Source organism: Flavobacterium branchiophilum FL-15 (genome assembly GCF_000253275.1).
GTDB lineage: Bacteria > Bacteroidota > Bacteroidia > Flavobacteriales > Flavobacteriaceae > Flavobacterium > Flavobacterium branchiophilum.
Window position 1 is genome coordinate 2,206,516 of the sequence record NC_016001.1, and the last position, 25,613, is coordinate 2,232,128.

Annotated in this window: 29 protein-coding genes; 25 read left to right on the forward strand and 4 right to left on the reverse strand. The window is 32.2% G+C overall.

All coding sequences use genetic code 11. From position 1 onward, the window contains the following. Positions 1-154 precede the first annotated feature (154 nt). From FBFL15_RS09490 to FBFL15_RS09540, 11 genes are all read left to right on the forward strand, one after another. Positions 155-1,555 (forward strand): anthranilate synthase component I family protein, encoded by a 1,401-nt coding sequence (locus FBFL15_RS09490; protein WP_014084389.1) that lies wholly within the window; start codon positions 155-157, stop codon positions 1,553-1,555. A gap of 61 nt (positions 1,556-1,616) precedes the next feature. Next, positions 1,617-2,234 (forward strand): anthranilate synthase component II, encoded by a 618-nt coding sequence (locus FBFL15_RS09495; RefSeq protein ID WP_014084390.1) that lies wholly within the window; start codon positions 1,617-1,619, stop codon positions 2,232-2,234. Positions 2,235-2,407: 173 nt separating this feature from the next. Next, entirely contained in the window at positions 2,408-3,400 is a 993-nt protein-coding gene (gene trpD / locus FBFL15_RS09500) for an anthranilate phosphoribosyltransferase (protein WP_014084391.1), read from the forward strand. A gap of 76 nt (positions 3,401-3,476) precedes the next feature. Beyond that, complete coding sequence (gene trpC / locus FBFL15_RS09505; RefSeq protein WP_014084392.1) at positions 3,477-4,259, forward strand: indole-3-glycerol phosphate synthase TrpC; 783 nt, start codon at positions 3,477-3,479, stop codon at positions 4,257-4,259. A 55-nt stretch (positions 4,260-4,314) separates the two neighbouring features. Beyond that, on the forward strand, positions 4,315-4,719 hold the full coding sequence (locus tag FBFL15_RS09510; RefSeq protein WP_148267910.1) for a hypothetical protein: 405 nt from the start codon (positions 4,315-4,317) through the stop codon (positions 4,717-4,719). A gap of 11 nt (positions 4,720-4,730) precedes the next feature. Continuing rightward, the gene (locus tag FBFL15_RS09515) at positions 4,731-5,399 is read left to right on the forward strand and encodes a phosphoribosylanthranilate isomerase (RefSeq protein ID WP_014084394.1); all 669 of its coding nucleotides are present in this window, start codon (positions 4,731-4,733) and stop codon (positions 5,397-5,399) included. A gap of 8 nt (positions 5,400-5,407) precedes the next feature. Next, entirely contained in the window at positions 5,408-6,595 is a 1,188-nt protein-coding gene (gene trpB / locus FBFL15_RS09520; protein ID WP_014084395.1) for a tryptophan synthase subunit beta, read from the forward strand. Between the two features lie 362 nt (positions 6,596-6,957). Beyond that, positions 6,958-7,278 carry a gamma-glutamylcyclotransferase family protein gene (locus FBFL15_RS09525; protein WP_014084396.1) on the forward strand — a complete coding sequence of 107 codons (321 nt, stop codon included), beginning with the start codon at positions 6,958-6,960 and terminating at the stop codon, positions 7,276-7,278. 88 nt (positions 7,279-7,366) lie between these two features. After that, the gene (trpA, locus tag FBFL15_RS09530; protein WP_014084397.1) at positions 7,367-8,128 is read left to right on the forward strand and encodes a tryptophan synthase subunit alpha; all 762 of its coding nucleotides are present in this window, start codon (positions 7,367-7,369) and stop codon (positions 8,126-8,128) included. Between the two features lie 10 nt (positions 8,129-8,138). Beyond that, positions 8,139-8,423: a DUF2752 domain-containing protein gene (locus tag FBFL15_RS09535; RefSeq protein WP_014084398.1), complete on the forward strand. Its 285-nt coding sequence runs from the start codon at positions 8,139-8,141 to the stop codon at positions 8,421-8,423. Between the two features lie 11 nt (positions 8,424-8,434). Next, the gene (locus FBFL15_RS09540; protein ID WP_014084399.1) at positions 8,435-8,755 is read left to right on the forward strand and encodes a CCC motif membrane protein; all 321 of its coding nucleotides are present in this window, start codon (positions 8,435-8,437) and stop codon (positions 8,753-8,755) included. Here FBFL15_RS09540 and truA read toward each other — a convergent pair whose 3' ends face one another. Then, complete coding sequence (gene truA, locus FBFL15_RS09545; protein ID WP_014084400.1) at positions 8,756-9,502, reverse strand: tRNA pseudouridine(38-40) synthase TruA; 747 nt, start codon at positions 9,500-9,502, stop codon at positions 8,756-8,758. A gap of 218 nt (positions 9,503-9,720) precedes the next feature. Between truA and FBFL15_RS09550 the strand changes: the two genes are divergently transcribed. From FBFL15_RS09550 to FBFL15_RS16510, 6 genes are all read left to right on the forward strand, one after another. After that, complete coding sequence (locus FBFL15_RS09550; protein ID WP_014084401.1) at positions 9,721-10,731, forward strand: DUF2157 domain-containing protein; 1,011 nt, start codon at positions 9,721-9,723, stop codon at positions 10,729-10,731. Beyond that, a complete protein-coding gene (locus tag FBFL15_RS15765; RefSeq protein WP_014084402.1) occupies positions 10,712-11,851 on the forward strand; it encodes a hypothetical protein in 1,140 nt (379 codons plus the stop codon). Before FBFL15_RS09550 ends, FBFL15_RS15765 begins: the two co-directional genes overlap by 20 nt. Positions 11,852-12,018: 167 nt before the next feature. After that, positions 12,019-12,558, forward strand: a complete 540-nt coding sequence (locus FBFL15_RS09560; protein ID WP_014084403.1) for an IS1096 element passenger TnpR family protein — start codon at positions 12,019-12,021, stop codon at positions 12,556-12,558. Between the two features lie 36 nt (positions 12,559-12,594). Beyond that, entirely contained in the window at positions 12,595-13,653 is a 1,059-nt protein-coding gene (locus tag FBFL15_RS09565; RefSeq protein WP_014084404.1) for a nucleoid-associated protein, read from the forward strand. Between the two features lie 47 nt (positions 13,654-13,700). Further along, entirely contained in the window at positions 13,701-14,894 is a 1,194-nt protein-coding gene (locus FBFL15_RS09570; RefSeq protein WP_014084405.1) for a pyridoxal phosphate-dependent aminotransferase, read from the forward strand. Positions 14,895-14,946: 52 nt separating this feature from the next. Continuing rightward, positions 14,947-15,111: a hypothetical protein gene (locus FBFL15_RS16510; protein WP_158309096.1), complete on the forward strand. Its 165-nt coding sequence runs from the start codon at positions 14,947-14,949 to the stop codon at positions 15,109-15,111. A 31-nt stretch (positions 15,112-15,142) separates the two neighbouring features. Here the strand turns inward: FBFL15_RS16510 and FBFL15_RS09575 are convergent, their stop codons facing one another. Continuing rightward, a complete protein-coding gene (locus FBFL15_RS09575; RefSeq protein WP_014084406.1) occupies positions 15,143-16,369 on the reverse strand; it encodes a chloride channel protein in 1,227 nt (408 codons plus the stop codon). A 150-nt stretch (positions 16,370-16,519) separates the two neighbouring features. Here FBFL15_RS09575 and FBFL15_RS09580 point away from each other — a divergent pair, with 150 nt between their 5' ends. Then, positions 16,520-17,902 carry a radical SAM protein gene (locus FBFL15_RS09580; RefSeq protein ID WP_014084407.1) on the forward strand — a complete coding sequence of 461 codons (1,383 nt, stop codon included), beginning with the start codon at positions 16,520-16,522 and terminating at the stop codon, positions 17,900-17,902. Positions 17,903-17,943: 41 nt separating this feature from the next. After that, complete coding sequence (locus tag FBFL15_RS09585; RefSeq protein ID WP_044032235.1) at positions 17,944-18,123, forward strand: hypothetical protein; 180 nt, start codon at positions 17,944-17,946, stop codon at positions 18,121-18,123. Between the two features lie 20 nt (positions 18,124-18,143). On the opposite strand, the gene FBFL15_RS09590 is transcribed toward FBFL15_RS09585, so the two are convergent. Next, the gene (locus FBFL15_RS09590; RefSeq protein WP_014084408.1) at positions 18,144-18,359 is read right to left on the reverse strand and encodes a VF530 family protein; all 216 of its coding nucleotides are present in this window, start codon (positions 18,357-18,359) and stop codon (positions 18,144-18,146) included. Between the two features lie 63 nt (positions 18,360-18,422). Between FBFL15_RS09590 and smpB the strand changes: the two genes are divergently transcribed. Both smpB and FBFL15_RS09600 read left to right on the forward strand, forming a co-directional pair. Beyond that, positions 18,423-18,875, forward strand: a complete 453-nt coding sequence (smpB, locus tag FBFL15_RS09595) for an SsrA-binding protein SmpB (RefSeq protein ID WP_044032519.1) — start codon at positions 18,423-18,425, stop codon at positions 18,873-18,875. A 60-nt stretch (positions 18,876-18,935) separates the two neighbouring features. Continuing rightward, positions 18,936-19,982, forward strand: a complete 1,047-nt coding sequence (locus FBFL15_RS09600) for a Fic family protein (RefSeq protein ID WP_014084410.1) — start codon at positions 18,936-18,938, stop codon at positions 19,980-19,982. A 62-nt stretch (positions 19,983-20,044) separates the two neighbouring features. Here FBFL15_RS09600 and FBFL15_RS09605 read toward each other — a convergent pair whose 3' ends face one another. After that, entirely contained in the window at positions 20,045-20,686 is a 642-nt protein-coding gene (locus FBFL15_RS09605) for a protein-L-isoaspartate(D-aspartate) O-methyltransferase (protein ID WP_014084411.1), read from the reverse strand. A 144-nt stretch (positions 20,687-20,830) separates the two neighbouring features. Between FBFL15_RS09605 and FBFL15_RS09610 the strand changes: the two genes are divergently transcribed. The 4 genes from FBFL15_RS09610 to FBFL15_RS09630 all read left to right on the forward strand — a co-directional run bounded on the left by FBFL15_RS09610 (position 20,831) and on the right by FBFL15_RS09630 (position 25,613). Then, entirely contained in the window at positions 20,831-21,799 is a 969-nt protein-coding gene (locus FBFL15_RS09610) for a Gfo/Idh/MocA family protein (protein ID WP_014084412.1), read from the forward strand. A gap of 486 nt (positions 21,800-22,285) precedes the next feature. Beyond that, complete coding sequence (locus tag FBFL15_RS09620) at positions 22,286-23,176, forward strand: 3-hydroxyacyl-CoA dehydrogenase family protein (RefSeq protein WP_014084414.1); 891 nt, start codon at positions 22,286-22,288, stop codon at positions 23,174-23,176. 336 nt (positions 23,177-23,512) lie between these two features. After that, positions 23,513-24,175: a YggS family pyridoxal phosphate-dependent enzyme gene (locus FBFL15_RS09625; protein ID WP_014084415.1), complete on the forward strand. Its 663-nt coding sequence runs from the start codon at positions 23,513-23,515 to the stop codon at positions 24,173-24,175. Between the two features lie 76 nt (positions 24,176-24,251). Continuing rightward, positions 24,252-25,613: an exonuclease domain-containing protein gene (locus FBFL15_RS09630; RefSeq protein WP_014084416.1), complete on the forward strand. Its 1,362-nt coding sequence runs from the start codon at positions 24,252-24,254 to the stop codon at positions 25,611-25,613.

Sequence of the window (25,613 nt, forward strand, 5' to 3'; positions counted from 1 at the left end):
AAATGTACAATTTAAACAATATTTGGTGGTGGAGCAACTTACGTCAATCGTCGTGAAGCAATATCCTATAAGTATATTTTAAATACTAAATATCTATAAAGGCTTGTCTATCACGACAAGCCTTTATTTTTTTTAACATTAAACAACTACAACATTGAAATCTTTTATTTTAAGTACAAAATACAAACAAATTCTAGCCGACACCATCACACCCGTGAGTGTTTACTTGAAAATTCGTGATAAATTCCCTAATAGTTTACTCTTAGAAAGTAGCGATTACCACGGAAACGACAACAGTTTTTCATACATCTGTTGCAACCCGATGGCGTCTTTCAAAATAGAAAATGAAACGATTATCAAAAACTATCCTGACGGAAGCATTGAAAAAATGGCAATAGATGCCAAAACCAATATTCCAGCTGTAATTCAAGCTTTTTCAGAACAATTTGAATCCGAAAAGAATGATTTCAAATTCATTAATAATGGCTTATTTGGTTATATTTCTTATGATGCTGTTCGTTATTTTGAGAAAGTAAATATTGCCAAAAAAGAAAATAGCAACACCATTCCTGATGTGTATTATGCAGTATATCAAAACATTATTGCCATCAACCATTTCAAAAACGAGGCCTATATTTTCTGTCATAGTTTGGATGGAAAAAATAATATTGGAGAAATTGAACAATTATTGCAGTCCAGAAATATAGCATCTTATTCGTTTTCAAAAGACGGCGAAGGATTTTCAAATTTAACCGACGACGAATTCAAACACCATGTAGCATTAGCCAAAAAACATTGCTACCGTGGTGATGTGTTCCAATTGGTTTTATCCAGACGTTTTACACAAGGATTTAAAGGCGACGAATTCAATGTTTACAGAGCCTTGCGAAGCATCAACCCTTCTCCTTACCTCTTCTTTTTTGATTATGGTGATTTCAAATTATTTGGTTCTTCGCCCGAAGCCCAAATTATTGTCAAAAACCGTAAAGCAGAAATTCATCCGATTGCGGGAACTTTTAAAAGAACCGGCGATGATGAAAAAGATGCGGTTTTGGCCAAGCAATTATCCGAAGACAAAAAAGAAAATAGCGAACATGTGATGTTGGTCGATTTGGCTCGAAACGATTTAAGCCGAAACGGACACGATGTACAAGTTGAAAAATACCGAGAAGTACAATTTTTTTCGCATGTGATTCATTTGGTATCCAAAGTTACAGGTCATTTACACGACAAAGCCTCCACGATGCAGGTGGTTGCCGATACTTTTCCTGCGGGAACTTTGAGTGGTGCACCAAAACACCGTGCCATGCAATTGATTGAAGAGTATGAAAAAACCAATCGTAATTTTTATGGAGGTGCCATCGGATTTATGGATTTCAATGGCAATTTCAATCATGCCATTATGATTCGAACTTTTTTAAGCAAAAACCATCAATTGCATTGTCAAGCGGGTGCTGGAATCGTAGCCGATTCGGATGAAGAAAGTGAAATGCAAGAAGTGTATAACAAATTAAGAGCCTTGAATACGGCTTTGGATTTGGCAGAAACGATATAAGCCCCCTAACCCCCGAAGGGGGAATTTGAAGTAAATTGAAATAAATAAAAAAACAACAACGATGAACAATACTTATGCTAATTCTATTGCCACTGTTCCCACTTCAGGGGCTAGGGGGCGAATCCTAGTCATAGACAATTACGATAGCTTTACTTACAATCTAGTCCACTATTTAGAAGATTTAGATTGCGAAGTAACAGTGTATCGAAACGATGAATTTGAGTTGGACGAAATTGCTCATTTTGACAAAATTTTATTATCACCAGGCCCTGGAATTCCAGATGAAGCGGGATTATTGAAACAAGTGATTCAAAAATATGGGGCAAGCAAAAGTATTTTTGGTGTATGCCTCGGACAACAAGCCATTGGCGAGGTTTATGGTGGTACGCTTTCCAATTTGGACAAAGTGTATCATGGAGTGGCTACCAACGTTACCAAATCAGTCAATGACGAATTGCTTTTTGAAGGATTGGAAAATGAATTTGAAGTGGGGCGTTACCATTCTTGGGTCGTGGACGCTAATTTACCAGATTGTTTAGAAGCCACCTCTTTTGACGAAAACGGACAAGTCATGTCACTTCGCCACAAGACCTATGATGTTAGAGGAGTTCAATTTCACCCCGAAAGTGTTTTGACACCTAACGGAAAAAAAATGTTAGAAAATTGGGTGAGGAGTTAGGTTAGAAATTAGAAGTTAGAGGTTAGAAGTTAGAGGTTAAAAAATAAATTATTTCCTGTTTCGGCTCCCTCTCCTTTGAGGAGGGGTTAAAAAAATCAGAAGACAATAAATAATACACCTAAAATATAAATCTTCGCACCTTTGTGCCTTTGCGGCAAAAAATGAAATAAAAAATGAAAAACATACTCAACAGATTAATCAATCACGAAATGCTTTCCAAAGAAGAGGCTAAAAATGTCTTGGTTAATATTTCAAACGGGGCATACAACAGTAGTCAAATTGCTTCATTCTTAACCGTTTACATGATGCGAAGCATCAGCATCGAAGAATTAGCGGGTTTTCGTGAAGCCTTATTGGATTTGTGTATTCGTGTCGATTTATCGGGCTACAATACCATCGATTTGTGCGGAACGGGTGGAGATGGAAAAGATACGTTCAACATTTCGACCCTAGCCTCTTTTGTAGCGGCTGGTGCGGGAATTAAAGTCGCAAAACACGGAAATTATGGTGTTTCGTCAATTTCGGGATCGAGTAATGTGATGGAAAAAATGGGGATTAAATTCAGTAATGATACGGGGTTCCTTGAAAAATGTATGGAAAAAGCAGGCATCTGTATTTTGCACGCCCCACTCTTCCACCCTGCTATGAAAAATGTAGGACCGATTCGAAAAGAATTGGGCGTAAAAACCTTTTTCAATATGTTAGGCCCCATGGTGAATCCAGCCTTTCCGCAAAATCAGTTGGTTGGGGTTTTTAACTTGGAATTGGCTAGAATGTATGCGTATTTATACCAAAATACGGATAGAAATTTCACGATTTTACATTCTTTAGACGGTTATGACGAAGTTTCCTTAACCTGTCCGACCAAATGTATAACCAATACCAAAGAACAGATGTTGAATCCAGATGATTTTGGCGTTCGACTTTTGTCACAAACAGAAATTGAAGGCGGAAAAACAATTGAAGAATCAGCGCAATTGTTTACCTATATCATCTCTGGAAAAGGAACAGAAGCCCAAAATAATGTAGTCTGTGCCAATGCAGCCATGGCAATTGCTACGGTTACAAAATGCAGTCCACTTGAAGGTTTTGAATTAGCCAAAGAGAGTTTATGCTCTGGAAAAGGATTGCAAGCCTTACAAACTTTACAGGAATTAAGTAAGTAATATTTGGTTTCAGGTTTCAAGTTTCAAGTTAGCACAAACCTGAAACTTGAAACCTGAAACCCGAAACAAAATAAAAATGAACATACTAGACAAAATCATACTCGACAAACGAAGAGAAGTAGTCCTCAAAAAATCGATTATTCCGGTTGCACAATTGGAAGCTTCGGTATTTTTTGGAAAACAAACTATTTCATTAAGTCATAATTTACGAAATAGCAATTCGGGAATTATTGCTGAACACAAACGCCGTTCTCCTTCCAAAGCGGAAATCAATTACGGTTTTACTGTTGAAGAAGTAGTCAAAGGCTATGAAACAGCGGGTGCTTGTGGCATTTCGGTTTTGACGGACGGCAAGTATTTTGGTGGTTCTTTAGACGATTTATTATTGGCAAGAGCAAGCGTAAACATACCGCTTTTGCGAAAAGAATTTATTGTGGACGAATACCAAATTTTGGAAGCCAAAGCCCACGGCGCCGATTTAATTTTGCTAATCGCAGCAGTTTTAAGTCGGGAAGAAATCAAAAATTTATCTGAATTTGCACATGGTTTAGGCTTGGAAGTTCTTTTGGAAGTACACAATCAAGAAGAATTAGAAAAATCGATTATGCCTAGTTTGGATATGATTGGAGTCAATAATCGAAATTTAAAAACCTTTGAAGTGAGTTTGGATTTCAGTAAGACATTGGCTGACCAAATTCCGAATGAATTTGTAAAAGTCTCCGAAAGTGGTATTTCGTCAATCGAAGCTATAAATGAATTAAAACCCTTTGGATACCAAGGTTTTTTAATTGGCGAAAACTTTATGAAAACGGATAATGCGGGGGAAGCGGCTAAGGCATTTATTGCACAATTAAAGTAAGTTTGAAACTCAAAATATGCGGTATGAAAAACATTTTTTTTTATTTTTAATACTAATGGCACAATCAGCAAAATCACAATTTGAATCAAATCAAATAAAAGTAAATTTTGGGGAAGGAATTAATAGTAAAATAACTTCTATAAACGTTTCTCAAGGCATTGGCTGGAAAGTAAAAATATTTCCTTTATTTACTCAAAATCAAATAATTACAAATGCAATACCAAATGATGCTGGTATATATCGTTTGACAATCAATTATGCAGATCAATTAATATACCAGGAAATATTTATATATAGAAACACACCTAAAGATGAAAAATTAAAATTTGATTTATATATAGAGCAAAATAGGATATTTTGTAAAATAAAATCAGAATATGCTATTGAATTAAATAAAGAAATTGTGTTATATCCAATAAATGAAGAGATGAACAATATTTTAAATCAAATAAAAGAGTAAATAACAACAAAATGTCAAATTTAGTAACACCATTCTTTAATTTTCCTATAGAAAAATCTGAAGTTAGACTAAAAATCTGCGGCATGAAATACCCCGACAATATCCTCGAAGTAGGCTCGCTCCTACCCGATTATATGGGTTTTATATTCTGGAAAAAATCAGCGAGGTATTTTGATGGACAAATGCCTGATTTGCCTCAAAGTATCAAAAAAACAGGAGTGTTTGTCAATGCTAATAAAGAAGAAATTGAAGCGACGGTAACAAAATACGATTTGCAAGCGATTCAATTACACGGGAACGAATCGGTAGCATTTTGTCATGATTTAAAAAATACATTGGCGAAAAAAATCGAAATCATCAAAGTATTTTCGGTTGATGATGCCTTTGATTTTCAACAATTAGAAGATTTTGAAACGGTTTGCGATTATTTCCTTTTTGATACCAAAGGAAAACTGCCTGGAGGCAACGGGACGACTTTTGATTGGAAAGTACTCGAAAAATATCCTTCGGAAAAGCCCTTTTTTTTAAGTGGCGGCATCGGATTAGACGAAATGAATTTGGTGAACGAAATATTAAAAACCAATTTACCCATCCATGCTATTGATGTAAATAGTAAATTTGAAGTTGCAGCGGGATTAAAAGATAAAGAATTGTTACAAAAAATATTTATAAAAAAATAATTAAACACATGACGACATACAACGTAAACGAACAAGGATTTTATGGCAATTTTGGAGGGGCATTTATTCCTGAAATGCTGTATCCAAATGTAGAAGAATTAAGACAAAATTATTTAAAAATGATGTCTGAACCAGATTTTCAATTGGAGTTTGAAGCATTGCTAAAAGACTATGTAGGAAGGCCAACCCCACTATATTTTGCAGCCCGTTTATCCAAAAAATACAATACCAAGGTCTATCTCAAACGAGAAGATTTATGCCATACAGGGGCACATAAAGTAAACAATACGATTGGGCAAATTTTGTTAGCCAAACGTTTGGGCAAAAAGCGAATTATCGCCGAAACAGGTGCGGGTCAACATGGGGTGGCTACGGCAACCGTTTGTGCTTTGATGGGCTTGGAATGTATTGTGTATATGGGCGAAATCGATATTAAACGTCAAGCTCCAAATGTGGCCCGAATGAAAATGCTAGGTGCCGAAGTCCGTCCTGCACTTTCGGGTTCCAAAACATTGAAAGATGCTACAAATGAAGCTATTAGAGATTGGATAAATAATCCAGTAGATACCTATTACATCATTGGTTCTGTAGTGGGGCCACACCCTTACCCAGATATGGTCGCCCGATTCCAATCGGTGATTTCAAAAGAAATTAAAAGTCAATTATTGGAAAAAGAAGGCCAAGAAAATCCAGACTATGTAATCGCTTGTGTAGGTGGAGGCAGTAATGCTGCGGGAGCATTTTACCATTTTTTGGATGAAAAAGAGGTAAACATCATTGCTGTGGAAGCCGCTGGATTAGGCGTTGATTCGGGCGAAAGTGCCGCCACATCGGCTTTGGGCAAAATAGGTATTATTCACGGAAGTAAAACCCTTTTGATGCAAACACCTGACGGACAAATTACAGAGCCATATTCGATATCGGCAGGATTGGATTACCCAGGAGTTGGACCAATGCACGCCCATTTATTTGAATCGCAAAGAGCTGAATTTATTTCAGTTACAGATGATGAGGCCATGCAATGTGGATTGAATATTTCCAAAACAGAAGGTATAATTCCGGCTATCGAATCGGCACATGCGTTTGCGGTTTTAGATAAAAAAGCATTTGAACCCAACGATATAGTTGTTATCAATTTATCGGGACGTGGCGATAAAGATTTGAATACTTATATAGACTATTTCAAATTGGGTTAGATTTTAATATTAGCATCAATTTGTGTTAGGGATAGTAGTGGAAATCCTTTTTTATGGCAGAAAAAGCCTCAAAAAAGATTATTTCACAATATTATATTTCATTTGGAGTTCAATGAAAGTTGTTTGAAACGGATAGTCCGACCCTTGGGGAATGCCCAAAAAAGGCGCTATCTCAAGTGCTATTTTGTTTAGCATGGAGCTTTTTATCTTAAAACAAAAAAAAAGTTAGTGTATATCAAAACATTTTTTATCTTTACCAAACTTTTTATGTTAATTTATTATCAAAAAATGAGTTGTACTTTAATTTTTTAGCATTAAAACAAAATTAAAGTAGTTTAGATTAAAATTTAAAAAAAATACTTATGGAACATTTATTTGCTTATGGAAGCTTGCAAAGTCAAGAAGTTCAGGAAACTATTTATGGAAGAATTTTGAAAGGACAGCCTGAAACTTTAGTAGGTTATGCTGAAAGCGAAATCAGCATAGAGGAAGAATTTGGAATTGTAAAATATCCAATCATCAAACCTACAAACAACCCAAACGACACCATCAAAGGGGTTTTATATACATTATCTGAAGCTGAATTAAAATTGACAGACAATTATGAAGGTATTCATTACAAACGAATTGAAGTTCAGCTACAATCCGAACAAACGGCATGGGCATATAGTGCCAAATTTTAATACAACGACCTAAAATGAAAAACGATACTTGATGATGACCAAAAATTTTGAATGGTCATGATCGAATTATTTTCAATTTTTTAAAAAAATGAACAGAATAAAACAAAAATTACAAGAGAATAAAAAAATACTTTCAATATATTTTTCTGCTGGATACCCCAATTTGAACGATACGGTTGCAATAATTCAGGATTTAGAAAAAAATGGTGTTGATCTGATAGAAATTGGGTTGCCTTTTAGCGATCCATTGGCCGATGGCCCTACCATTCAAGAAAGTTCTACAAAAGCCATAGAAAACGGCATGACGACTGTCAAATTATTTGAACAATTATCAAACATAAGACAATCTGTACAAATACCATTAATCATCATGGGGTATTTTAATCCAATCATGCAATATGGCGTAGCGGCATTTTGCGAAAAATGTGCCGAAATTGGCATTGATGGGTTAATTATTCCCGATTTACCCGTAGATATTTATGCTCAAAACTATCAATCCATTTTTGAAAAACATGGATTGTTGAATATTTTTTTGATCACACCACAAACATCAGACGACCGCATACGATATATAGATAGTGTTTCGGAAGGATTCATTTATATGGTAAGTTCTGCAAGTGTTACGGGATCTCAAACAGGTTTTGGATTGGAACAAGAGGCTTATTTTGAAAGAATTGCAAATATGAATTTGAATAACCCGCAAATTGTTGGCTTTGGAATAAGTGATGCTGCAACATTTAATCAAGCAACAAAACAGGCAAAAGGAGCTATTATTGGCAGTGCATTTATCAAATATATCACCCAACATGGCATCCAAAATGTAGGACAATTTATTAAAACAATCCGATAAAATGATTGTTTTGGATTTAGAAAAATACATGTTACCTTGTCTCAACAAAAAACTTTTTGGTGTAGAATGTTTTGGCTGTGGTGCTCAACGGGCGTTTGTTTTGGTTTTGAGAGGAGATTTCCAAGAAGCCTTTACATTGTTTCCTGCCATTTATACCACCATCTTGTTTTTTGTTTTATTATCATTAACATTTATTGACAAAAAAAGAAATTATTATACAATAACTTATATTATGGCTATTATTAATGCTATAATAATGATTTTTTCATATTTTTATAAACATTTTTATTACTAAACTATTTTACTATGGACAAAAAACAATTACCCAATGCTATGCTTGTATTGGTTTTAGGAATCCTTTCAATCATTACTTGCTGTTGTTACGGAATTATAAGTATTATACTTGGTTCTGTAGCCTTATTTATGGCACACAAAGATTTAGCATTATATCAAGCGAATCCCGAGGCATATTCCAATTATGAAAAATTAAAACTGGGTCGTATATTAGCCATAATTGGAATTGTATTAGGCGTTATATATATGATTTATTTAATTGTATTATTTAAAAATTTGGGAGTTGAAGGCGTTATGCGATTGAACGAAGAATTTATGAGAAAATACCAATAATTATAACGTATTATTTTCAAAATCATAACAAATTTGTGTTAAATATAGGCCATGAGCAGGCACAGAAAAGCCTGCTTTGGTTCTATTTTTACTAGCAATTATAGCTTCAAATTGCTGAATATCAATCTTTTGCAAACCCACATTGATTAATGTGCCTACAATGGCACGAACCATATTTCTCAAAAACCTGTCAGCCGAAATTGTAAATACAAGCTGGTTTTCGTGCAACGTCCAAAATGCCTCATATATCTTACAATTGAATGTTCCAACATCGGTATGTACTTTTGAAAAGGCTTCAAAATCAGTATGTTCCAATAATTTTGTTGCCGCTTGATTCATCAATTCTAAATTTAATTTTTTCTGAAAATACCAACTTTGATTTTCCAAAAAGGCATTTTTATAGGTATGTAAATGGTATTCATAAGTACGTTTTTTTGCATTAAACCTTGAATGAAATGCAGCTTTTACTTCAAATATATCAAAAATTACCAAATCATGTGGCAAAAAAGCATTTAATTTGTATATCAAATTTGATTTGTTCAATGCTTCCTCTACATCAAAATGTGCATACATTTCTTTGGCATGCACCCCAGTATCAGTTCTACCTGCTCCGTGTATAAAAATGTCTTTTTGTAAAATAAGGGATAATGCTTTATTTAATGTTTCTTGAACAGAAATAGCATTAGGCTGAATTTGCCAACCATGGTAATGAGTACCGTTGTATGAAAAATGAATAAAATACCTCATTTGTAAAATTAAAAGACAAAGATACTATTTTTTAAATGTTATATAACAGTGGAGGAACTTTCTGCTAAAAAAACATCAAATAGGCATAATAATGTGTTCGTAGATTTTGAAATATATTTAAAAAAATAAATAAGAAAAAAACATCTTTTTTATTTTTTTTCAAAATATTTAGTTATATTTGAGGGCTGTAATAGCCTTTCGTATCAAAAAAATAAAACATGACTCATTTTCATCAAGAATATACTCAAAAACTGTTGAATCGCAATTATATTTCTGAATCGCAATATCATCAAATCGAAACTTTTAGAGCCAAACCCTTTTTTTCGATTAGGCACGAAACACTGTTGCTATTATATACTGCTATTATGTTATTTACATCGGGGGTTGGTTTACTCATTTATGAAAATATAGACACCATAGGACATTCTATTTTATTAGTTGGTTTATTTTTAATAACGTCAGTTGGTTTTTATTTTAGTTTTAAAAAAGCACCAAAATACAGCCCTTTACATACCGAATTTGAAAATCCAGTGTACGAATATTTAGTATTGGGATCCTTTTTATTGTGTTGTATTTTTATAGGATACTGGCAATTTCAGTATCATTTTTTAGGAAATTCGTATAAATTTGCAACCCTCCTCCCTACCATTGTAGGTTTTGGCTGTGCCTACTATTTTGATCATAAAGGGATTTTGTCTATTGCTATTTCTGGACTTACTGCATTCATTGGATTACAAATTAGTATAACAAATATATTCCATTTTGATTTTTTTAATAACCTTCAACTATATCATTACGGTATTATTTTGTCGTTTGCATTGGTTTTTTGGAGCTTATTTGCTGATCTAAAAAACATTAAATCACATTTTTCAATAGTATTTCAAACCTTTGCTTTACATTTGGTGTTTTGGTGTTCTATTGGAGGATTGTGTTCAGAAGTATTTGGATATTTTGTAATCATACCTATTGTGTCTGGATTTTATTTTTATAATAAAAGTTACAATTCAAATTCTATTATGATGTATATATTTACAGTAATTTACACCTATATTTGTTTCAATATCATTTTCATTCGATTGGTAGATATATTTAATATTCAGTCAGATTTATTTCAATTGTTTATCATTATTACGCCCTTTTATATTATGGGTTCTATTGCATTGTTTCTATATGGAATAAGAAATTTCAACAAAAATATCAAAAAAAATCATGAAAATATACCAAACTGATTTATTAGAAAATACTTATATTTTAGACGAGGCTACATCATTACATCAGGCCAAATTTTTAGATACTTCTACTTTTAAAACCATTGAAAATCAATTAGAAACACTGAAAAGATCTCGCAATTTACTTATCAGATTGTGGTTTTTTATTTTGGGCTGTTTGATGTTTGCTTCGGCTTTTGGATTTTTTTCATTGTTTGCCATAGATAACCAATTCGCTTTAAAAATCATGTTGTTTTTTTACACAATCATTGGTTTTTTTGCCACAGAAATGTATAAAAAAACTAACGTTTTTGGCAATGGACTTGACGATGCTTTGGTGTTTTGTAGTTTGATGGTGTCGATGGTGTTTTTTGAAATGGTATTTTTTACAAATTTTATTTACGAAACTACCGCTTTTTTGCTTACATTGAGTGTTTTATCATGGGTATGTTACTTTAGATATTTGCATGGCTATTTGATTTTGGCTAGCCTAATAAGTATTGTTGGGGCATTAATGCAAATAAACAGTCCGTATTTGTGTTTTATTGTCATGTTGTTTGGTATTTTATTGTTTTTTATATATTATAAAATAAAATTAAAAAACAAGTATATATATTACAAAAATGGGTTAAATATCACTAAATTTTGTGCTTTATTTATTTTTTACCTGGCAGGTAATTATGGAATAATAAGAGAATACAGCAACGAACAAGGTATATTACCCGATAATACAGAAATTCCATTGGCATGGTTTTTCAATTGTTTTATGTTTATAGTACCCATAATTTATTTATATGCGAGTATAAAATTCAAAGATCGCATGTTACTTTGGCTCGGAATAGGGTTATTTGCAGGCTCAATAATTACTTTTAGAACCTATCATCATGTGTTGCCCACAACGTTGGCCCTTACATTAGGTGGACTTATCTTATTAGTCCTATCAATGTATATTATCAAAAAATTCAAAAATTCGCAAACGGGTTTGAGTTTTATGCCCGATCCATTTCAAGGAAATGCCCTTCAAAAAAAGATGGAAACACTTACAACTCTTGCCACCAATAGTATAGAAACTACAAGTACATCGCCCATGGAATTTGGAGGTGGTGGTTTTAGTGGAGGAGGTTCTGGAAGTAACTTTTAGAATTTTTTGTACTTAAAAATCGAAAAATATAACAAATTGGCTTTCAAATTTGATAAAAAATAAAACTACATCTCGCAGTTTTAAATTTTATTAACAAAAACAGTTTCTAAAATCGTAAATCAAAAATTAAATTTTACCTTTGTGGTTTATATAAATAAACAAAGATTATGGTTTACAAATTTAGGGTAATTCTAGATGCCGAAGAAGATATTTTTAGAGATATTGCCATTCTCGAAGAGGATTCGTTAGAGGATTTACACAATGCAATATACAATTCTTTTGGATTTGATGGTTCAGAAATGGCCTCCTTTTATACGTGCGACGAAACATGGAATCAGGATGAGGAAATTTCATTATTTGATACTGGCGACATACCAGGAGAACAAAAAATAATGAGTGATTATCAAATATCTGAAATCGTAAACGAAGAAAGTACGAAATTGATTTATGTGTATGATTTTATTAATATGTGGACATTTTTGATAGAATTGGCAGCCGTTGAAGAACAAACAGCGGGTGCAACCTATCCAGAGACCTTATTTTCTCATGGCGAAATGCCAGCCGAAGCCTTTGAAAAAAACTTTGATTCCGAATTTGAAGAAGAAAATTTCAATGAATTTGAGGACGATTTTGATGAAGAAGATTTGGAAATGTATGACGACCACGACAGCTTTGAAGACTATGGATTTGAAGAAAATTGGAACTAAAATTTAAAAAAAAAACACTTATTTCACACCTAATCAATGATCAATCTTTTTAATACACATATAGACACACTTTCTATCCATCGTGTTGGCAACAAAAGTAGGAATGAAGCCTATTTTTTATCCGAACAACCATACAAATTAAACGACGAAATTCTTCCATTAATAAAAGAATTCTTCTTTAAACCCTTTAGAGAAAAAGAGGAAAATTACTTTCAATTTGCTCATGAAGTAGATTTAGATTACAATGAAATGTATAATTTTTCTACAGAAATATTTGATAATCCTAGTAATTTTCATGAAGTTTCAAAAAAAATTACGAAACATCTTTACGAACAATCAAACCATCCGCATATAAAAAATGGCGAAGTGTATGTAACTTATTTGACAAACGTCAATATAGACAACAACAATGTCGATGCCATTGGCATTTTTAAGAGCGAAATGCAAGCAGATTTTTTACAATTTGAAGAAAAAGAAAGCAATCTTGAAATGATTTTGCAACAAGGCGTAAGTTTAAACAAATTAGATAAAGGTTGTCTTATATTTAATTACAAAAAAGAAGAAGGTTACAAAATTTTAACAGTTGATAGCAATCGATATGATGCTCGGTATTGGTTAGAACATTTTTTATCTGTAGATGCTTTTGAAGATGAAAATTTCATTACTAAAAAATACCTTAAATTTTGTCAAAATTTTGCGAAAGATGTAGTACTTCCTGCTGAAGACAAAAAAGAAGAAGTGATGTTTATGAACCGATCTGTAAACTATTTTGCAAAAAATGATCAGTTCGAAGAAAGTAATTTTTTGAACGAAGTATTGGACAATCCTGATTTGATACCCGAATTTAAAAACTACAAAGTAGATAAAGGCGAAAAATATTCGATAGAAGACATTACCTCGTTCCCAATTGCCAATGCAGCAGTTACCGATGCTAGAAAATCTATAAAAAACGTCATCAAATTGGATACCAATATTCAAATAAAAATGGATTTTATCAATCCAGAAAGTGCAGAAAAATTTGTTGAAAAAGGATGGGACGAAGAAAAACAAATGTATTATTATTTAGTTTACTTTAACAAAGAAGAAAAATCATAACAATATCAGTTTATTTTATTATATAAAATAAGAAAACAAAGAATATCATGCCGAAAATATCAAAAAAAGGACAAAATATGCCAGAATCGCCAATCAGAAAATTGGCACCTTATGCTGAAAATGCTAAAAAAAATGGCAAAAAAGTATATCATCTGAATATTGGACAACCCGACATTAAGAGCCCAGAATTAGCCATTAATGCGATAAAAAACACCACATTAGACGTGTTAGAGTACAGTCCTTCGGCAGGTTTTGAAAGTTTTAGAAATAAATTATCTAATTTTTATAAGAAAATAAATATTCCCGTAGAATCCGATGATATTATTGTTTCTACTGGAGGTTCTGAAGCATTGGTATTTACAATGGGTAGCATTATGGATCCCGAAGACGAAGTAATTATTCCAGAACCATTTTATGCCAATTATAACAGTTATGCAGTAACTATGGGAGTAAAAGTAGTTCCTGTAATTTCTACTTTAGAAACAGGTTTTGCCTTGCCACCAATTTCGGAAATGGAACAATTGATAACAAATAAAACCAAAGCCATTTTGATTTGCAATCCAGGCAACCCAACGGGTTATTTGTATTCTAAAGAAGAGTTATTACAATTGGGCGATTTGGTTCGAAAGCATGATATATTTTTAATAGTTGACGAAGTTTACAGAGAATTTACTTATGATGGAGATACCCATTTATCAGTAATGAACCTTCCCAATTTGGAACAAAACGCTATAATGATTGATTCTGTGTCTAAAAGATATAGCATGTGTGGAGCAAGAATTGGCTGTATTGTTTCAAAAAATAAGGCTTTGATGGCTACCGTAATGAAATTTGCACAAGCCCGTTTGAGTCCGCCAACAATAGATCAAATAGCCGCAGAAGCAGCCTTGGATACACCACAAATATATTTTGATAATGTAATAAAAGAGTACAAAGAAAGGCGAGACACGTTGATAAATGCTTTGCAAAAAATAGACGGAGTTCGTGTAGCAAGTCCAAAAGGGGCTTTTTATTGTATTGCAGAATTGCCCGTTGATGATGCAGATGCGTTTGCACAATGGATTTTAGAGCATTATGATTATAAAAATCAAACCGTTATGATAGCTCCTGCTGCAGGATTTTATGCTACTCCAGGTGTGGGCAAAAAACAAGTTAGAATTGCTTATGTTTTAAAACAAGAGGATTTGATTCAAGCAGTTGAAGTAATTAAAAACGCTTTAGTAGCTTATAATAAAATATAATAATTTACTATTTTTAATATAAATATATCATTTACTTATAAATAATATAAAAATGAAGTTTTTATCCCATTTTAGTTCCATTCAATTGTATTTGGGCAGTATGATTTGTTTTGCAGTAGCACATTATAGCCGAAATCAAATGGCCATTTACAGTGTGATGCTTATTTTAGGGATTACATTGCTGGTTTTAGGATTTAAAAACAGAACAAGAAAATAAATACAAACAGTAATTAAAAATAATATTCAAATTATTTCTTAATGATTTTATATTGTTGATTACATATTAATTGGGAGGTATAAATTCCTGTTTTTCCAGAAAATAAATAAGCAATATAACAAGATAAAAGAGCAAAAAAGGCTATAGGAAAACCAAACATTTCTATAGCCATAATACTACAAGCTAATGGAGTATGTGTGGCTCCAGCAAAAACAGACACAAAGCCTAAAGCGGCCAAAAATGAAAGTGGCAATGGCACAAAAACTGACAAACAACTGCCTAATGTAGCTCCAACAAAAAATAAAGGGGTAACTTCTCCGCCCTTAAATCCCGAACCCAAAGTAAGTCCTGTGAGCAATAATTTTAATATAAAATCTTGATTATTAGCCTTTTGTACAAAAGCCTTTTGAATGTATTCCATTCCTAAACCTTGGAATTTGAAGTCTAAAATTAAAAAAAGTCCCAATAAAACCAATCCTCCAACAAAAGGTCGAAATGGATCAAAGGCTATTATTTTTTTGAAAAAATGGTTCCAAAAATGGAGGTTTTTTGAAAAAAACAAAGCGGTTATTCCAAATACTACACTTACAATTGCTGTCCAAAAAACACTATATAAATCAATATTTGGAAAGTTGATCAATGTATAATTGGTATGGTGTATGCCTATAATTTCGACAGTAAAATAGGCGATGTAGGCTGTATAAATTGTGGGCAAAACAGCCAAAAGTGCAACATTTGAAAAACAAACCAATTCAAATGCAAAAAATATCCCAGTGATTGGAGTGCCAAATACCGATGCAAAACCAGAAGCAATTCCTATTAAAATAATTGTTTTTTTATTTGTTTTGAATGTTTTAAAAGTACTTGACAAAAAATCGGCTAATGAAACCCCCATTTGAACAGCAGTGCCTTCTCGGCCCGCAGATCCACCAAAAAAATGTGTTAAAAGTGTCGTAATCAATACAATAGGAGCCATCAAAATAGGAATGTGTTGGTATTTTTGATAGGATTCTAATATCAAATTATTGCCTTTTGCTACTTCAGAATTGCTTTTTTCATAAATAAAACCTATCAATAAACCACCAAATGGCAAAAAATAGATTAACCAATCATGAGTTAAATGAAACTCGGAAATATTTTTTAAACTTACTAAAAATAATCCCGATGCCAAACCAATTGCAATACCAATAACTGAATAAAACAATAAATACCTTACAAAATTAACACTTGTAGCATAAACAGATTTTAGATTTAACATTAAATTTCCTTTTCTGCAAAAATATTATTTTTTATCAAGATAGCTCAAAAATAATACCTAAATTATTTAAGAAAAAAAAAGTAGCATAACATATTATTTTAAAATAAATACTTATATTTGTACAAGATAAAGTAGCAAAAAAAACAGATTATGCCAAACAGACCTTATATATATTATGATTATACCAAAAGCCTTTGCCCAGAATGTTTGACACTGGTAGATGCAAAAATTGTTTTTGAAAATGAAAAAGTTTGGTTACTAAAACATTGCAAATCCCATGGCGATAGCAAAGTAATGATTGCAGATGATGTTAATTACTATAAGCAAATTCGTAATTTTAACAAACAATCTGAAGTTCCATTAAAATTTAATACAAAAGTACACTATGGTTGCCCTTATGATTGTGGCCTTTGTACCGATCATGAACAACACTCGTGTTTGACGATAATAGAAGTAACAGACAGGTGCAACTTGTCTTGTCCTACTTGCTATGCAAGTTCCGGGCCAATGTATGGCTCGCATCGAACGTTGGTGGAAATCGAAAAAATGTTAGACGTAGTTGTAGCCAATGAAGGTGAACCAGATGTGGTTCAAATTTCGGGGGGAGAGCCCACAGTGCATCCGCAATTTTTTGAAATATTGGATATCGCCAAAAGTAAACCCATTAAACATTTGATGCTCAATACAAATGGCATTAGAATTGCAAAAGATGTTGCATTTGTTGAAAAATTAGCTACTTATATGCCTGATTTTGAAATTTATTTACAATTTGATAGTTTCAAAGCAAATGTATTAGAAAAAATGAGGGGTGCAGATTTGACTCAAATACGAAAACAAGCCATTGACAATTTGAATCGATTCAATCTTTCGACTACACTGGTGGTTACCCTTCAAAAAGGGGCAAACGATGATGAAATTGGGGCCATTTTAGAGTATGCCTCCAAACAAAAATGTGTTAGAGGAGTAACATTTCAGCCCACACAAGTAGCTGGTAGAAACGACCATTATAACGACAGTAATGCCAGAATCACGCTAACGGAAGTAAGACGTAAAATTGTGGAACAATTTCCCGTTTTTACTCCCGAGGATTTAATTCCTGTTCCTTGTAATCCAGATGCCTTGTGTATGGGATATGCCCTAAAATATGATGAAGCACTGCTTCCAATGACTCATTTGCTGAATCCTGACGATTTATTGAATGCAACAAAAAACACGATTGTTTATGAAAATGATACGGAATTAAAAACCCACCTTGTTGAACTTTTTAGTACAGGTATTTCTGTGGATTGTGCCGAAACAAAAATGGGAGCTTTGATGTGTTGTTTGCCAAAAATACAAAGTAATAATTTGCAATATGATCATTTGTTTAGAATTATTATTATGAATTTTATGGACGCATTTGATTTTGATGTAAGAGCAGTAAAAAAATCGTGTGTGCATATTGTGGACAAGCGGTATAAAATTGTGCCATTTGAAACGATGAATTTGTTTTATAGAAATGATAAAATTAATGAAATCCGAAAAAATTTATAATTTTTTTGAAAAAATAATATTTACATAAATATTTTAATAAAATGAGAGGTTTTTTAGCAACATTAGGAGGTTTTTTAGCATTAGTATGCTTATTAGCCTTTGTAGTAGGCATCATCATGCTGTTTTTTGAATCAAGCAGAAAATTAGCGGGCAAGTTAATTTTATATGCCGTCATTGGTTTTGTTATAGGTTTTGGGACTTGTGCAGCAAATTTAGGTTAGGCGGAATTTAGTAAAACAGATTATTTTTTTATAGTTTTTAAATACAATTTTTCTAATTTTTGCCGTGCCCAATCGGTTTTTCTTAAAAATTTTAAACTAGAATTAATGCTTGGATTTTCTATAAAACATTTCATTTTGAGGTTTTTGCCTAAAGTTTCATATCCGTAATGAGCTACTAAAAATTCGATGATTTTTTGAAGTGTGATGCCGTGAAGTGGGTTGTTTGAATTTTGCATGAGCAAATTTATATAAAATATTGGAAAATCAATCATTAGTTATTACATTTGCGATTAATTATGATACAGAAAACCATCAACATATTAAACAAACGAGCCCGTTTTGATTATGAAATAATCGAAAAATATACGGCAGGAATTGTTTTGGCAGGCACAGAAATCAAATCGATAAGAGCAGGAAAGGCCAATATTACTGAAAGTTTTTGTGAATTTAATCAACAAGAACTTTTTGCAATCAACACTTATATAGAAGAATATGCCTTTGGGAATCAATTTAACCACAAAGCACGAAGCGAAAGAAAATTATTATTAAATAAGCGAGAATTAAAAACTTTATCCCGAAGTGTACAAGCTAAAGGACTGACAATTATACCGCTCAAACTATTTACCAACGAAAAAGGATTGGCCAAACTTGAAATTGGACTTTGTAGAGGGAAAAAAACTTACGACAAACGAGAATCTTTGAAAGAACAAGACACTAAACGAGACTTGGACAGAATCAAAAAAAACTTTTAATAAAAGTTTTTTTTTACGAAAAAAAATGTCTAAATTTGTCATGAAAAAAATTGTCATAAAATGAAAACCCTAATTAAAAATGCTAGATTACAAAAACAGCTCAAAACCAGAGAATTAGCACAGGCATTAGCAGTTGATCAATCGCTAATTAGCAAATTTGAAAATGGTACTCGAAAACCAACAAAAGAACAAATCATGAAGTTGTCATTGATTTTAGAGATAGATTTTGAAATATTAATGGTGGCGTGGCTCAAAGAGAAAATTTATGATGAAATTGGTTATGACACATTAGCTACAAAAGCTATAAATCTTGTAAGAGAAGAAATGCTTACATACAAAACAACTTCAGAAAATCATTTATCAGAACACATCATAAGTCTTTTAGAAGCAATAGATTCGTTAAAAAACAAATTAAATCAAAAAAGACATTTAGATAGTTTTAAAATTGTTGAAGCCTTGGAACTAGAATACACTTTTGAGAGCAATAGAATTGAAGGAAACACATTTACATTAAGAGAAACCGATTTGGTTGTAAATGAAGGACTTACAATTTCTGGAAAGTCAATGAGAGAGCATTTAGAAGCCATAAACCATCAAGAAGCAATTGGCTACATTAAATATATGATGGATAAAAATACAACACTTAATGAAAGGGAGTTGTTGACCCTTCATAACCTCATTTTGAGAGGTATTATGCCAGAAGATGCGGGAAAATACCGAAATTTACAAGTAATGATAAAAGGTAGTTCGCACACTCCGCCTCAACCTTTTCTTGTTGCAAAACAAATGGAAGACTTTTTTATTTGGTTTCAAAGTCAAAAAAACAAATTACATCCAGTGGTTTTAGCGGCAGAAGTTCATGAAAAAATTGTAAGTATTCATCCGTTTATTGATGGCAATGGAAGAACATCAAGATTGGCAATGAATTTAATTTTGCTTCAAAATGGGTATGTAATTGCCAACATTAAAGGCGATTATGATACTCGAATGCAATATTATAGCGCTCTAGAAAAGGCTCAAACCACTGATAATAAAAATGAATTTATAAAATTTATAGCACAAACAGAAAAAGAATCTCTTGAAAGGTATTTGAAAATTATTGGCTAATTCAAAAAACAATTAGTAAAAATAATTTAAATTTTTGATACATTTTTATAAAAAAATAATTATCAATTTTTATTTTCTAAAAGTGGTACAAATCTAAAATTTCCAAATTCTTGTTTTTCAAATTGGGTTTCGCTAATTCGAATGAACAAAGTCATGATTTGATCGTTTTCGCCCAGCGGAATCACGAGCCTCCCCCCTATTTTGAGTTGAGTCAATAAGGGTTTTGGAATTATTGGAGCACCAGCTGTAACAATAATTCCATCAAAGGGGGCATGCGTTTCTAACCCTTTATAGCCATCGCCAAAGGATAGATGTTTGGGTCTTATGCCTATTTTTGGTAAAAAAATAGAGGTTTGTTTAAAGAGTTCTTTTTGCCGTTCCACACTATATACTTTGGCTCCCATTGTACATAAAACAGAGGTTTGATAGCCAGAACCTGTGCCAATTTCAAGAATTTTATCGTCTTTTTTAATATTTAACAATTGACTTTGAAAGGCCACTGTATAAGGTTGAGATATTGTTTGACCAGATAATATAGGAAATGCCTTATCTTGATAGGCAAAATCTTCAAAGCTTGAATTTAAAAACAAATGTCGAGGGATTTTTCTAATGGCCTCCAACACATTTTTGTCTTTAATTCCTTTTTCTATTAATTGTGCTACTAACTGATTACGAAGTCCTTGATGTTTGGCAGTATCTTTCAAAACGTGTTTTTTTATTTTTTGTAAAATTAGTAAAGAAAAAACAAAAGTCAATATTGGATTTTAATTTTTAATTACTTAAAATTTCATGTCAATAGATTTTTTAATTTTAAATTATTTGCTATTTTTGTTGAAAATACATTTATCATGTTAAAAGTAGGCGTTTTGGGTGCGGGTCATCTTGGAAAAATACATTTACGATTATTGGCTCAATCTGAAAAATACGAATTAGTAGGTTTTTATGACGAAAACCAAGACAATGCAGAAAAAATTGCTAAAGAATTTGGTTATAAAAATTTTAAAACCATTGCTACATTAATTCATGCTGTGGATGTCATTGATATTGTTACACCAACATTATCACATTATAAGTGTGCAAAAGTAAGCATCAAATCGGGCAAGCATGTTTTTATAGAAAAACCCATTTCAAATTCGGTTTCTGAAGCTGAAGAAATAATGGCATTGGCCAAAGCGTTTGGTGTAAAAGGACAGGTAGGGCATGTAGAAAGGTTTAATCCTGCTTTTATTGCAACCAAAAATATGATTGAAAACCCAATGTTTATTGAGGCTCATCGGTTGGCCGAGTTCAATCCTCGAGGCACCGATGTACCAGTTGTTTTGGATTTGATGATTCATGATATTGATGCCATTTTGAGTGTTGTAAAGTCAAAAATCAAAAATGTTAGTGCAAGTGGCGTTTCCGTTATTTCGGAAACTCCTGACATTGCCAATGCCCGACTTGAATTTGAAAATGGCTGTGTTGCTAATATTACTGCAAGCCGTATTTCATTAAAAAACATGAGAAAATCTCGTTTTTTTCAAAAAGATGCCTATATTTCTGTTGATTTTTTAGAAAAAAAATGCGAAGTTGTTAAAATGAAAGACGCTCCTGAAGTGCCTGGCGATTTTGATATGATTTTGCAAAATGCGGAAGGTGTTAAAAAACAAATTTATTTTTCTAATCCTGAAATACATCAAAATAATGCTATTTTGGATGAATTGGAAACCTTTGCTGATGCAATTGTGAATGATACAACTCCAATCGTAACCTTAGAAGATGGAACGGAAGCATTAAGAGTGGCTTATATGATTATTGATTCGATGAACGAAAAATAAGACCCCTAACCCCCGAAAGGGGGAATTGAAAAACAAAGTAAAATCATCTAAAATTTATTTTATTCAAATATTAAATAGATATGGATAGAAAAGAATTTATATTAATACTTTCAAAAAAGTATATTTTACTAATTATCCTATTCTCAATTTTAAAATACTTTGGGTTTTTATTTTATAATGAAGAAAATAAATTAGAAGTAATTAAAGGTACATTTATATATAGCGGTTTTGCATTTGCTTTTTTTAATTTTTGGATATATCAGATTATTATTTGACAGATATAAATTATTAAATTATATATATGCTACTTATAACGTTTTCGAAAATGATATAGGGAAAACCATAATAATAATCATAATTTCATTTTCAATATTAATTGAAAATTATAAATTTATTATCAAAAAATTAGACAAAATAATTTAAAAACAAACTAATCCCTACTCACCCCTAGTAGGAATTCCTCCTTTGGGGGTTAGGGGGCTTTTTATGAAACAAATTGCAGTAATAGGCGCAGGAACCATGGGCAACGGAATTGCTCACACCTTTGCTCAAAGCGGGTTTACCGTTAAATTAATCGATATTTCTGAAAAATCTTTAGAAAAAGGTATGACAACAATTGCCGCAAACCTTGATAGAATGGTAGCTAAAGGCAACATTACCGAAGACGACAAACACAAAACCATTGGGAACATTATCACTTACACTGATATTAAGGATGGTGTGGTGGGGTGTGATTTAGTAGTGGAAGCAGCTACCGAAAATGTAACCTTAAAACTCAATATTTTCAAGCAATTGAGCGAGGTTTGCGATCATAATGTAATTCTGGCAACCAACACGTCATCTATTTCTATAACCCAAATTGCTGCACAAGTAGTTCATCCAGAACGGGTTATTGGAATGCATTTTATGAATCCGGTGCCGATTATGAAATTAGTAGAAATTATTCGTGGCTATTCTACTTCGGATGAAGTTACAAAAATTATCATGGATTTATCGGTAAAATTAGGAAAAACACCAACGGAAGTAAATGATTATCCTGGATTTGTTGCAAACCGAATTTTAATGCCAATGATTAACGAATCCATCGAAACTTTATTTCATGGTGTTGCTGGTGTTCAAGAAATTGATACGGTAATGAAATTAGGTATGGCACACCCGATGGGACCTTTGCAATTAGCTGATTTTATTGGGCTTGATGTTTGCCTTTCGATATTAAATGTGATGTATGATGGCTTCAAAAATCCAAAATATGCCCCTTGTCCGTTATTGGTAAATATGGTAATGGCAGGTAAATTGGGTGTAAAATCTGGAGAAGGATTTTATGATTATGCTGAAAGTAAAAAAGCAGAAAAAATTTCTAACCAATTTAAAAAATAATTATTTCCTGCAAGGTTTCCAAAACCTTGTAGGTGTAAAATGCTAAATAATGACAATTTCCAAAACATTTAAAAATGTATTTTTTTGTTTCAAAGGAGATTGTTATAATGATTTAAGGAAAAAATCATGAAGTAACCGTAAAATAAATTTATTCTTTTTTGATAAAGCACTTTAGTATTTTTTTTCAAAATATTTAAAATAATGGTCAAATAATTATAACTTAAATTAAAACCAACAAGGTTCTAAAAACTTCGAAGGTTCAAAAAAACATATAATAAAAAAAGACAAAATTGAATTAGGAATAATTTCCATTTTGAAAACAGTAAAAAAATTAACATGCCAATAACCCAAAATCTCAATAACATAAAATCCCAACTGCCACCTCACGTTACATTGGTAGCCGTTTCAAAAACCAAACCTGTAGCTGATTTGATGGAGGCTTACAATGCTGGACAACGCATTTTTGGCGAAAATTATGTCCAAGAAGTAGTAGAAAAACAACAAGAACTGCCTCAAGATATTCTGTGGCATTTTATTGGTCATTTGCAATCCCGAAAAGTAAAAAATATTGCCCCTTTTGTGGCATTAATTCACGGCGTGGATAGCTTCAAATTGCTACAAGAAATCAATAAACAAGCCGAAAAAAACAATCGGATAATTGATTGTTTACTTCAAGTGTATATTGCCGAAGAAGACACTAAATTTGGCTTGGATGAAAACGAATTAAATACCATTTTCAATTCTGAGGAATTCAAAAATTTGAAAAACATCAAAATTGTTGGCTTCATGGGAATGGCTACTTTTACTGAAAATCAAATGCAAATTAAAAAAGAATTTTTATATTTGAAAGCTATTTTCGATAAATATTGTAAATTGCAAGCTGCTAACTTAAAATTAGAAACACTTTCCATGGGCATGTCGGGCGATTATCAAATTGCAATTGAAAATGGCAGCAACATGGTTCGCATCGGAAGCAGTATTTTTGGAACAAGAAATTAAAAAAAATGAAAAAATCTAAAAAATCTAAAAAAAATCTTATTGATAGTTTTAATTTTTTGGATACTTAGATTAAAAGATGTACGCAATTATAGATATAGAAACCACCGGTGGACAATTTAACGAAGAAGGAATTACAGAAATTGCCATTTATAAATTTGATGGGCATGAAATTGTAGATCAATTCATTAGTTTGGTGAATCCACAAATACCAATTCAACCATTTGTTGTAAAACTAACGGGCATCAACAATTCGATGTTGCGAGGGGCACCAAAATTTTTTGAAGTCGCTAAACGAATCATCGAAATAACCGAGGGTTGCATTATAGTAGCCCATAATGCTAGTTTTGATTATAGAATTTTACGTACAGAATTTAAAAGATTAGGATTTGATTTCAAAGCCAAAACATTGTGTACAGTAGAACTTGCAAAAAAATTATTACCAGAGCAACCCTCCCATAGCTTAGGCAAATTAGTTAGGGCATTGGGCATTCCTATGACCGATAGGCATCGGGCATCTGGAGATGCAATGGCTACTGTAAAATTATTTAAAATGCTGTTGGACAAGGATTTAGAAAAAATAATTTTAAAAGAATTAATCAAAACAGAAATCATAAAAGGGCTTGCCCCACAATTTTTAGACCTTATAGAAACCTTACCTTCCAAAACTGGCGTATATTATTTGCACCGACAAGATGCTAGTATCATGTATATTGGCAAAAGTAAAAATATAAAAAAAAGAGTACACCAACACTTAACAGGAACGAGTAATAAAGCTAAAAAAATACAACATGAAATTAGGAATGTCTCTTTTCAAGAAACGGGCAGCGAACTTATTGCTTTATTAAAAGAAAGTGAAGAAATAAAAATAAATAAACCAATATATAATAGAGCACAACGTAAAACTATATTTAATTGGGCTATTTATATTGAAAAAAATATAGACGGATATAATGAATTAAAGTTACAAAAAACAGACGGCAGAAAGCGAGAAATTAAAGCCTATTCGAGTTTGCAAGAAGGCAAAGATGCTTTATTTAGAATTACGGCACAATTTAAATTATGTCAGAAATTTACTGGGCTTTATGAGACGCAAAAAGAATGTTTTCAATATAAAATTAAAGAATGTGACGGTGCTTGTATTGGCAAAGTTACTGCAAATGAGTACAATACAAGAGTGCAAGACTTTGTAACTGCATATAGTTTTGAGAATCAAAATATGATTATAATAGACAAAGGCAGAAAAGTAAGCGAACGAAGTGCTGTATTGATTGAAAACGGGATATACAAAGGCTATACGTATTATGATTTGAATCATCAAATAATAAATATTGATATATTAAAAAATATCTTAATACCTATGCAAAATAATAGAGATACCAAGCAAATTATTCAAAATTATATCAAAAAAAACAGTCAAATAAAAATAATATCTTTTTAG